We start from the raw sequence: 10,387 nt of genomic DNA, 5'->3' as shown, positions 1-10,387 counted from the left end.
AGCGGGAGGACACTGCCCTCATGGCACCACGGCCAAGGGCGATTTCACCCGTTGGTGGTGTCTTGGGTGGCAAACGAGTGAATTCAGGGTCACGGTGCGTGACCGGCCGTTACGGTGGCGCGGTGCTCGAAGCCCCGCGTGCCCGCTTGACAGCCACCGCCGTCCATCTGCCGCCCCGCTACCGGACCATGGAGGACATCCGGGCCGGCATCGCCGCCGCCGGAAGTCCCTACGTACCGCCGCCCGGCCTGCTCGAGGACGTCACCGGCGTACGCGGCGTCCACGCGTGCGAAGAGGGCGTGTGCGCCTCGGACCTCGCGGCCGCGGCCGCCCGCAAGGCGCTCGACGACGCCGGCCTGACCATCGACCAGGTGGACCTGCTGCTGTTCGCCGCCACCTGTCTGGACATGATCGAACCGTCGACCTCGCACATCGTGGCGGCCAAACTGGGGGCCACCTGCCCGGTGTTCGACGTGAAGAACGCCTGCAACAGCGTCCTGAACGCCATCGAGGTGGCCAACGCGTTCATCGCGACGCGCCGCTACCGGACCGTGCTGATCGCCTGCGGCGAGGTCGGCTCCCTCGTCACCCGCTGGCACGTCCCCGACCACGAGGCCCTGATGCGGGCCATGCCCGGCTACACGGTCTCCGACGCCGGCGCCGCCCTGCTGCTCACCGCCGGGCCCTCCGGCGACAGCGACCCCGGCGTGCTCACCCTTCGCTTCGCGGCGGACTCGACGGCCTGGAACGCCTGCACCGTGAGCGGCGGCGGATCCATGCACCCGCGTTCGATCGACGACGAGCACGTGACCCTGCGACTCAACGGCGATCTGCTGCGCACCACCGCGGTCGAGGGCCTGACGTTCCTCCATCAGGCCGCGGAGCGGGAGTTGGAGGCGCTTCGCGCCAGCGCCTTCATCGCCTTCCATCAGATCGGCATGCCGCAGTACCAGGAGATGGTCGACAAGCTGTCCCTGCCCGCTGACCGCTGCATGCCCGCCGTGGCCGACCACGGCAACTGCGCCGCGGCCTCCCTGCCCCTGCAACTGGTCAAGGCGCGAGAGGCCGACCGTGTCGAACCGGGCGACACCGTGGCGATGCTCGGCCTGGCCAGCGGCATGAGCTTCGGTCTGGCGCTGATCCGCCTGTGACCGCCGAGAGCCGCCGCCCGGCCGGCGCCCCGCGCTCGTCCGTCCTCGGGCAGTTGCTGCCCGGCTACCCCGCCCGCGAGCACTGGCGACTCGTCCCCTCGACCGGCCAGCACTATCTGGACCTCGGTGCGGGCGAACCGCTGTTGTTCCTGCACGGCAATCCGACCTGGAGCTACGCCTGGCGCGGACTGCTTCCCGCGCTCGCCCCGCACGGGCGCTGTCTGGCCCCCGATCTGCCGGGCCTCGGCCTGTCCCAGCACCTCGCCCTGCCGGCGGACCCGGCCGCCCGCTACCAGGCCCAACTGGACCATCTGGACGCCCTCTACCGGCACTTGGTCGACCTAGAGGGCGTCCCGGCGCGAGGCTGGACGTTCGTCATGCACGACTGGGGCGGCCCGCTCGGCTTCGCCTGGCTGCTGCGCAACCCGGGCGTCGTCTCCCGCCTGGTGGTCCTCAACACCATCGCGTTCCCCTGGCCGGACGGCTACCGCCTGCCGTTCTACCTGCGCTGGATCAGGGACCACCGGCCCGTGGCCGCCGCCACGCACGCCACCAACGCCTTCGCCCGGGCCACCTTCCGCGTCGGCGTCACCCACCCGCTGTCGCCCGCTGAACGGCGCGCCTATCTGCTGCCTCACCGGCGCCGCGGCAACCGCCGGGCGATCACGGAGTTCGTCCGCGCCATCCCCCGCGACGCCACCGACGCGGCGTGGCGGCTGCTCGAACCGTCGCCCGAGTCGGACGACCTGCGCCGGATCCCGATGTTCATCGGCTGGGGCATGCGCGACCCGGTCTTCACCCCTGACGTCCTCACCGAGTGGACCCGCCGCCATCCGCACGCCGTCGTCCGCCGCTACCCGAACGCCGGCCACCTCGCGATGGAGGACGCCGGGGACGAGCTCGGCGCCGACATCCGCGCCTTCCTGGAAGGACAGCGATGACAGCCGCACAGGACAGCATCCTCGCCCGTCTGACCCGGCTGGGCGAACACCCCGAGGCGACCGCACTCGTCCGCTGCGCCGGCGCCCGCGCGTCACAGACCATCACGGCCGCGCAACTCCTGGACGGCTGCCGCCGAAGTGCCGACAACCTCCGGGCGGCCGGAGTCGAGCGCGGCGACAAGGCCGTGATCATGACCCGTGACGCCTACGAACTCTTCGTCGCCGTCCACGGATCGGCCTTGCTCGGTGCCGTCCCCGCCCTGATCGAGCCCCGCGCCGAGGTGCGACGCTGCCTGGACGAGATCGGCCCCGGCGTCTTCATCGGCGAACCCCTGGCCCACGTCGGGCGCAGAGCCCTGGGCTGGGGCCGCGGCCACCTGCACACCGCCCTGGTCACCGGCGGCAGATTCCCCGGCCAGGACCGGCTCCTGGGGCGGAGCCTGCCGCTGCCGGTCGCAGACGGGAGCGGCCCGCCGCCCCGCGCCCCGGTGCCGCACGACGACGACCTCGCGATGATCGCGTTCACGTCAGGCTCCACCGGCCGCCCCAAGGGAGTGGAGTACCGGCACGCCACCCACGCCGGACAACTCACCGCCCTGGCCGACGTCCTGCGGCCCCGAGCCGACGACGTCCTGCTCTCCTGCTTCCTCCCGATGGCCCTGCTCGGCCCGCTGCTCGGCCTGCCCACCGTCGCCCCGCAGATCAACCATCTCGCCCCGGCCCGCACACCCCCCGGCCACATCGTCGGCCCGCTCCTCCGGCACGGAGCCACCGCCGTGGTCGCCTCACCGGCCGTCCTGCGCCTCATCGTCGGCCACTGCGACCGCAACGGCCTGACCCTGCCGTCCGTACGTCGCGTGCTGTCCTTCGGCGCGTCCCTGCGCCCACGTCTCGCCCGCGCCCTCGCCAAGGTACTGCCCGCCGACGCGGAGATCCTCAGTGTCTACGGCGCCACCGAGTGCCTGCCCGTCGCCGCCATCGCGGCCGGCGACCTGCGCGAGCTCGGCACCGAGCCGCCCCCGGGCCACGCCGGAACCTGCCTGGGTCGCCCCCTGCCCGGTGTCGAGGCGCGCATCCTGAACGCCGACGCCACCGCCCTGGGGGAGATCGCCGTCGCAGGGCCCGTGGTCAGTCCCGCCTACCATGCGCGCCCCGACGCCACCGTCATCGCCAAGACGGTGGCCGACGGCAGACTGTGGCACCGCACCGGCGACCTGGGACGCCTCGACGACCGAGGCCGGCTGTGGTACCTCGGCCGCAAGGCGCACCTCGTGACCGGCGAGGACCGCACCCTGACCACCGAGGACGTCGAGGCCGCCGCCGACACCGCCCCCGGCGTCCGCCGCACCGCCCTGGTGGGCATCGGTCCCGCAGGACATCAGCGGGCGGTGCTCTGCGTGGAGCCCGTGCCCGGTACCGACAGGGAAGCGATCCTGCACGCGCTGCGCGCCGCCCTCGGCGACCATCCGCAGGGCCGGCGTATCGCCACCGTGCTGTTCCACCCGCGCTTTCCCACCGACATCCGCCACAACTCCAAGATCGACCGCACCCGGCTCGCCGCCTCCGCCGCCAGGCGTCTGCCGAGGTCCACCCGATGAGAGTCCTGGTCACCGGCGGGAGCGGCTTCCTCGGGCAGGAGATCTGCCGGCAACTCCTCGCCCGGGGCACCACGGTGTCGTCCCTCAGCCGTCGCCCCAGCCCCGCCCTGGACATGCTCGGCGTCCGTCAGCACCAGGGAGACCTCGCCGATCCGGCCGCCGTCTCCCACGCGCTCGCCGGCTGCGACGCCGTCATCCACAACGCCGCCCTCGCCGGCGTCAGCGGCCCCCTGCCGCCGTACTGGAACACCAATGTGCGGGGCACCCGCAACGTCATCGCCCAGTGCCGCGCCCACGGGATCGGCACCCTGGTCCACACGTCCACCGCCAGCGTCGTCTTCCGGCCCGGCGGCCTGCGCAACGCCGACGAGAGCTGCCCCTATCCCGACCGGCACCTGGCCGCCTACCCCCGTACGAAGGCCCGCGCAGAAGCCCTCGTCCTGGCCGCCAACGGCCCCCGGCTGGCCACCGTCTCCCTGCGCCCGCACATCATCTGGGGCCCTGGCGACCCGCACTTCGTACCGGCCCTGGCACGGGCCGTGCGCGCGGGCCGGCTGGTGATGCCCGGCGACGGCACCAACCTCGTCGACACCACCCACCTGCACACCGCCGCCCACGCGCACCTGCTCGCCCTGGACCGGCTCCGGCAGTGCGGCCCCTCGGTCGGAGGCCGCGCCTACTTCATCACCCAGGACGACCCCCGCCCGCTGCGCGAGCTCACCGCCCACTTCCTGCGCGCGGCGGGCCTGCGGGCCGCCTGGTGCACCGTGCCGACCCCGCTGGCCCGGGCCGCCGCGGCGACGTGCGAGAACGTCCTACGGCTGACCGGACGCACCCGCACCCACGCGCTCAGCCGTTTCCTCGTCGCCGAACTGGTGCACCCGCACTGGTTCAGCATCGAAGCCGCGCGCCGCGACCTGCGGTTCGAGCCGCCGATCACCTTCGAAGCCGGAATCGAGGAGCTCCGCCGGGCCACTTGAGCCCGACGAGCCACGAGCCGCCTCACGGGTAGCTCACCAGGTTGGCCACGTTGGTGGAGGAGTTGGAGGGGCCGCCGCGGTCGTTGATGACGTGCCGGATGGTTCCGGTGCCGCCGAGCGAGACCGTCACCATGTTCCGGAAGCGGACGTCGGGCCTGTTCGGGACCTCGAAGGCGTGCTCGGCGGTGACCGACGGGTTGGAGTTGAAGAAGCAGTAACTGCCCAGCCCGTACGCCTGATGGCTGGTGACGGAGTCCGCGACCTTGTAGGCGGGGTACCCCTGGGTGGAGCCGTTCATCCAGGCGGCCTGGTTCGGCGGGTCGTAGGGCATCTCGTTCTGGTAGAAGTACGTCCGCCCGCCGTTGCCGTTCCAGATGGTCTGGTGCTTCTGGTAGTGCTCGACGAACAGGCCGTACATGGTGACGTCGTCGCCGTTGACGACAAGGCCGGTGTCGGCCGTGTTGGTGCTCCAGCCGATGCCGTTGCCGTGGTCGCCGCGCCAGATCCACATGTGGTCGCCGATGACATGGTCGCTGTTGACGACGAGGCTGGTGGTCGCCTTGCCCACGGCGGCGCCGCCGACGCGGAAGTACACGTCGTGCAGTGAGGTCGGGTTCGCCGCGTGGGAGGCCGAGGCGCCCGCCGGGCCGATCTCCACGAGGGTCCGGGAGTTGGTGGTGCCGGCGTCGAAGAGGACGCCCGCGATCTTCACCCCGTCGACGTCGGCGACCGTCATGGCGGTGACGCCGTTGTCCGGGACGAACGTCGCGAGGCCGAGACCGAGGACCACGGTGTCGGGACGCGTCACCCGCAGGGTCTGGTCGAGGTGGTAGACGCCGGGTGTGACCAGGAGGTTCTTGCCGTCGGCCAGGGCGGCGTTGAGCTGCGCGGCGGTGGCACCCGGCTTGACGACATGGAACTGGTCGATGCCGAGCGAGGTGCCGGGCGCGTTCCCGTTCGCCCAGCTGGTGGCCGTGGAGTCGGTGCGCAGGGCGGGCACGAACACCCGGTAGGCGCCCGCGTCGTCGACGTACAGGAAGGGCTTCTCCCGTACGGTCGGGGTCCGGTCGACCGTCGTGTAGGGCGGGTTGGGGAAGGTGTTGCCGGGCACGCCCTGGCTGCCGACGAAGACCATGTTCCAGTTGGAGCCGGTCCAGCTGCCGAGCTGCGAATTGCGGGTCAGCCACTGCTGCTGGGTGCCCGAGCGGACCTGGCCGTCGATCTTCGTGTCGGCCATGAAACCGCCGCTGGACCAGCCGCCGTCGCTGAGTTCGAGGTTGCCGCGCACGTGCATCCGCCGATACCCGGAGGCCTGCGAGACCGCCCACCGGTCGGTGCCGCCCGTCGGGTTCACCGACAGGTTCTCCGCGCCGCGCCAGAAGTTGTGGGTGGCGTTCTGCGGCGGGAACCAGTCCGCCTCCACGTGCACGGCGCCGTTGACGGTCACCGAGTCGGGGGACTGGCCGAGGCCCAGGACCTGGGTGTAGAAGCCGACGTTGACGTCGTTGCTGTACGTGCCCGGCTTGAACATCACCGCGTAGCGCTGAGAGCCGAACTGGTTCGTCTCCTGCTGCCGGAAGATCGAGTCCAGCCGGCTCTGGATCGTGGACGAGGGCATCGACGGATCGAACACGGCCACGTTCGGACCGAGATCGACGTCCCCCGGGGCGGTGCTCACCGGTGCCACCTGGAAGCGCTGGGCGGCCGTACCGTTGCAGGTGTACTGCACCAGTTGGACGCTGTCGGCGGTCGAGGCGGACGGGACGTCGAGGCACTTGCGGCTGTGCCGGTTGACGAAGTGGTACGCGCCCCCGCCCTCGTCGACGGCCTGCCACTGCTGGTTGTTCCCGCCGCCGTACGTCCACAGATGTACGACCGCGTTGTCGGCCGCGGACACCTCGCTCACGTCCACCACCTGCTGGGCGTCGTTGCGATTGTCGATCCGTACGAAGCCGTCACTGGTCGGAGTGAAACTCCACTGCTGGGCAGTGCTGTTGTTGCAGGTGTACTGCTGCACCGCCGTGCCGTTGACGGTGCCGGCCGCCCGCGCGTCCAGGCACTTGCCGCTGCCGCTGTTCACCACCGTGGACCAGCCGGTGGGCAGGGCGGCTGCGGACGGTGCGGCCTGCTCGGCGGCGGCCTGTGTGGGCTGGAGGGCGCTGAGGAGCGAGGCGGCCGTCGCGGCGGCCGCGAGGGCTGCGGTCAAGGAGCCGAGGGCGCGGGCCCGAGGTGGTCTGCGGCGTCCGCCCGTGGATGGTCGCGGGGTGGGGAGCATGGGTTCTCCTGCGCCGACGAAGCGGCATGAGTGGGGGGTGGGGAGCGGGATGTGGGATTGGCCCGTGCTGGGATTGGCCTGTGCATGACAGATGAAGGGCCCCAGGGCGGTCGACCTTCAGGGGGCACTTATTTCACTGCATGAATTTAAGGAGTGGCCGAAACGCCCTGTCAAGACGTTGGTATAGGCCAACTCCCGCCTTCTAACGGCCTCTCATGTCCGGCCGCAGCAGATGCCCGAACCCCGCGCTCTCCAGCCGATGACACAACTGGGCCTTCTCCATGCCGAGTGCGACGGCGGTGTCGGCCAGGTGCCAGTCGTGGGCGGCGAGATGGCTGAGCAGATAGCCGCGGCGGACCTGGCTCTCGGACAGCCGGAAGGTCTTGAGGTAGACGGTCCGCCCCTGCTCGTCGCGGATCGCCTCACCGATGTGGTTGTCCTGCTTGGGACGGAACCTCGGCAGGAAGCGGGAGAGCGTGAAGCGCCCCATCCGCCGCACCTCCTGCCAGGTGCAGTCCTGTTCGAGCAGCCCGGCCGCCATGGTGGTGTCATGGAACTCGGCCCACTGGGCGGTCTGCCGTACGACGGCGGTCCGCAGGTCGGCGAGCGAACGCACGCCCGCGTCGGTGACGCGGGCCCGGAAATCCGGCACCGGCGGCATCAGGGTCGCGTAGTGGTACACCAGGTCGCCGTACAGGTCCCGCACCAAGGTGGGGTGCAGCGTGCGGTAGTCCTCCGGATGCGGCACGACGAACGCCGCGGCGAGCGCGTCGGCCAGATACACCAGCACACCGCACTGACCCGGGTGGATCTCGAAGACGCGCAACGCGTCGGCGAGCCCGGGCACCTCGGTGCCCAGGAAGGCCGCCTCGACCCGTGGGGACAGCCCTTGGCGCACGGCCTGCCGCGACCACTCCTCCCACGCGATGGAGGGTCCGCCGAAGTGCAGGGCGAGATAGCCCTCCAACGCCAGGTGCAGCGGCAGGAAGCGCAGCCGGCGCTTGGCCTCCTGACGGGCCATACGGCGATGGAGGTGCAGCCGTACGGCCTCCACCGCCTCCTGCTCCGGCCGGGTACCGGTCAGCTGGGTGCCGTACGCGGCGGCGGGGGAGCCGTCGTTGGTCCACTCGGCGACGAAGCTGTGCGGGATGTACGAGAAGTAGGTGCCCTCGCGACGACCCAGGTCGACCACGCCCGCCCCCTCATGGATGCGCGGATGCAGCCGCAGATCCCGGACCGGCTCGGGACGGACGAGCGGCACCAGCCGCACGGCACCCCACACCTGGGAAGGACGTGTTTCCAGCCCGGCGAGCAGCCCGGAAGGCCGGTCGGAGGGGACCGTGTCCGGTTCGTACGACGTCATCGAGCACTCCCCTCGGTGAGCCGGGCCGCGCGGGCGTCGAGGTAGGCCTTCAGCTCGGCCAGACCGGTGCGGCCCTCGGCGAACTGCGCGATCTCGACGAGCGCCGGGAGGTCCTCCGCGTCGCGGATGCCCGCGGTCGGCACACTCGCGGCCAGCCGGCGGACGTCGAAGTCCGCCGCGTCGTAGACCGGGTTGAGGTGGACGACGCTGGTACGGCGCGCGGTGTCCAGGCGGGTGCGCCAGACGCGCAGGACCTCGGCGGCGAGGCCGGGCGGCGCGTTGTCCCAGCCGTCGGAGACGATGACCAGCCGGTCAGGGCCGGTCTCCAGCGCGTCGAGGACCCGCTCACCCAGCGGAGTCGGACCCACCGGGTGCGCCAACAGCGCGTCGCCGCGCCCGGAGGTCCACAGCCCGCGGTAGTCCCCGGCGAGCGCACCGAGCAGATAGTGGCAGGCCAAGGCCACCGTCAGCGGCCGACGCCGCTTCACGCCCGAACCGTACGACGAGAAGCTGTCGTCCAGTACGGCGGTCACCCGGCCCCAGGTCCCGCGGTGCACACCGGCGACCCGCCGGGCGGCGGTCCGCAGCGCGCCGTTCAGTTCCTCGCGCCGCTCGACGCGTTCCTCGGCCGGCAGCGAGAGCACATAGCCGGCCAGCCGTGTGAGCGGCATCCGGGACAGGTCCGTCCGCAACGCCCGCGCCGCCGCAGGACCCTGCGCCCGCGCGGCCTCCTGCAACCGCAGCGCCTCCCCACGCGTCAGACGCGGCGCGATGCGCTCCAGGAACACCTTGCGGGGGACGCCGTGCCTGGCGGCGAAGCCCTCGGCCACGGTGTACGGAAGCTCGTAGAGGGCCGCCTGCTCGAAGTGCGCGCGACGCCAGGTCTCCAGGACCGGGGTGTCGTAGTGGGCGCGGCTGAGCGGCGCGAACAGGAACGTGCCGATCTCGCCGTCGCCGGGCGCCAGATGCGCGTGGCGCAGCGCCGCCTTCAGGCCGCTTCGGTACTTGACCGCGTCGAAGGCCAGATCGGGCCGGGCGGACAGCCAGTCGCGCAGCAGCGCGCGGGTGCGGCGGTTGTTCACCCCGGCACGGCGCAGCGCTCCGAAGAGGCCGTAGACGCGCTGCGGCGGCAGCAGCGCCAGCCGCCCGGCGATCAGACGGCCCTCGCTCCGGCGCTGCTCCACGCCGGCCACGGCGGCCGACTCCAGCAGGCGGCGGATGATCAGCGCGGCGTTGTGGTCGTTGATGTCGAGCGCGAGCACGCCCGCGTAGAGGTCGCGGTAGTTGCCCAGCATGTACGCGTGCAGGAAGTCGAGGGAGAGCCGCTGGGCACCGGCGTCCGAGTGGAACTCGCGCTGTCCGGTCGCGGTGATCGCGGCATTGACGAACAGCAGCACGTCATCGGCCGCGATCAGATCCCCGAACGTCTCCATGCCCCCGCCCGCTCCCCTGTCCCCGTTGCTGAAGCCGGCCGGGGAATGGAGGCACGAGCTGCGAATCATTGCTTCAGAGGCAGGTTCCGGAAGTCGCACCGGAGTCCCGCGGCCGGCGTGCGGACGCTAGCACGGCGACGATCAGCCACTCCACAGGGTTTCCGCTGCGTGAGGGCACTTCCGTCGGTCCCGGTCGACCCTGTCAGTCGGAGGTGGCGAGCCGTTCCACCTCGTCGGCCGCCTCTGCCGCTGCCCGCTCGGCCCGGGCCACGGCGTCGGCGGCGGTCTGAAGCCGGTCCTCGGCTTCCCGCTGTCCCCGGTCGGCACGCTCCAGCTCCTCGCGCGCCTGCCGCAGTTGCCGCTCGGCGGCCGAGGCCTCCTGACGGGCCTGGTCATGCCGGTCGCGTGCCTGCCGCAACGCGTCGTCGGCGTCCGCCTGCTCCGCACGCCGGTCGCGCAGACCTCGTTCGGCCTCCTTGGCCGCCTTGCGGGCCCGGGCGAGTTCCTCCTGCCGCTTGCGGCGCCGCCGGTCGGCCAGGTCGTCCTTCACCCGCCTCGCCGATGCCGTGGGCGCCGCTGTGCGCTTCGGCGCCTTGCGCGCGGTGTCGGCCGCCGTGGTGCCGGTGGGGGAGGGGAAGTCGGAGGG

At 72.1% G+C, this 10,387-nt stretch carries 7 protein-coding genes and 1 pseudogene; 4 read left to right on the top strand and 4 right to left on the bottom strand.

Annotated elements, in window-relative coordinates; all coding sequences use genetic code 11:
* The first annotated feature begins 122 nt into the window (after positions 1-122).
* From L0P92_RS01195 to L0P92_RS01180, 4 genes are read left to right on the top strand one after another with little or no spacing between them, the layout of a single operon-like run.
* Complete coding sequence (locus L0P92_RS01195) at positions 123-1,151, top strand: 3-oxoacyl-ACP synthase III family protein (protein WP_234760477.1); 1,029 nt, start codon at positions 123-125, stop codon at positions 1,149-1,151.
* Positions 1,148-2,092, top strand: coding sequence for an alpha/beta fold hydrolase (locus tag L0P92_RS01190; protein ID WP_234760476.1), 945 nt, complete (start codon positions 1,148-1,150; stop codon positions 2,090-2,092). Before L0P92_RS01195 ends, L0P92_RS01190 begins: the two co-directional genes overlap by 4 nt.
* Complete coding sequence (locus L0P92_RS01185; RefSeq protein WP_234760475.1) at positions 2,089-3,690, top strand: AMP-binding protein; 1,602 nt, start codon at positions 2,089-2,091, stop codon at positions 3,688-3,690. The genes L0P92_RS01190 and L0P92_RS01185 overlap by 4 nt, the downstream gene beginning before the upstream one ends.
* Positions 3,687-4,670 carry an NAD-dependent epimerase/dehydratase family protein gene (locus tag L0P92_RS01180; RefSeq protein ID WP_234760474.1) on the top strand — a complete coding sequence of 328 codons (984 nt, stop codon included), beginning with the start codon at positions 3,687-3,689 and terminating at the stop codon, positions 4,668-4,670. The genes L0P92_RS01185 and L0P92_RS01180 overlap by 4 nt, the downstream gene beginning before the upstream one ends.
* A gap of 22 nt (positions 4,671-4,692) precedes the next feature.
* Here L0P92_RS01180 and L0P92_RS01175 read toward each other — a convergent pair whose 3' ends face one another.
* From L0P92_RS01175 to L0P92_RS01160, 4 genes and pseudogenes are all read right to left on the bottom strand, one after another.
* The gene (locus tag L0P92_RS01175) at positions 4,693-6,945 is read right to left on the bottom strand and encodes a pectate lyase-like domain-containing protein (RefSeq protein ID WP_372497189.1); all 2,253 of its coding nucleotides are present in this window, start codon (positions 6,943-6,945) and stop codon (positions 4,693-4,695) included.
* A 202-nt stretch (positions 6,946-7,147) separates the two neighbouring features.
* Positions 7,148-8,308, bottom strand: a complete 1,161-nt coding sequence (locus L0P92_RS01170; protein WP_234760472.1) for an ARPP-2 domain-containing protein — start codon at positions 8,306-8,308, stop codon at positions 7,148-7,150.
* Positions 8,305-9,741, bottom strand: a complete 1,437-nt coding sequence (locus tag L0P92_RS01165) for a hypothetical protein (protein WP_234760471.1) — start codon at positions 9,739-9,741, stop codon at positions 8,305-8,307. Before L0P92_RS01165 ends, L0P92_RS01170 begins: the two co-directional genes overlap by 4 nt.
* 202 nt (positions 9,742-9,943) lie before the next feature.
* Positions 9,944-10,387: pseudogene (locus tag L0P92_RS01160) on the bottom strand (hypothetical protein); the annotation flags it as partial.

This window comes from Streptomyces muensis (assembly GCF_021474425.1).
Classification (GTDB): Bacteria; Actinomycetota; Actinomycetes; order Streptomycetales; family Streptomycetaceae; genus Streptomyces; species Streptomyces muensis.
This window is presented reverse-complemented; position numbering and strand designations above follow the sequence as displayed.

What these genes read in the sequence shown, in the direction of transcription:
- L0P92_RS01185 (WP_234760475.1), top strand. Translation starts at nt 2,089, where the DNA reads ATGACAGCCGCACAGGACAGCATCCTCGCCCGTCTGACCCGGCTGGGC.
- L0P92_RS01180 (WP_234760474.1), top strand. Translation starts at nt 3,687, where the DNA reads ATGAGAGTCCTGGTCACCGGCGGGAGCGGCTTCCTCGGGCAGGAGATC.
- L0P92_RS01175 (WP_372497189.1), bottom strand. Translation starts at nt 6,945, where the DNA reads ATGCTCCCCACCCCGCGACCATCCACGGGCGGACGCCGCAGACCACCT.
- L0P92_RS01170 (WP_234760472.1), bottom strand. Translation starts at nt 8,308, where the DNA reads ATGACGTCGTACGAACCGGACACGGTCCCCTCCGACCGGCCTTCCGGG.
- L0P92_RS01165 (WP_234760471.1), bottom strand. Translation starts at nt 9,741, where the DNA reads ATGGAGACGTTCGGGGATCTGATCGCGGCCGATGACGTGCTGCTGTTC.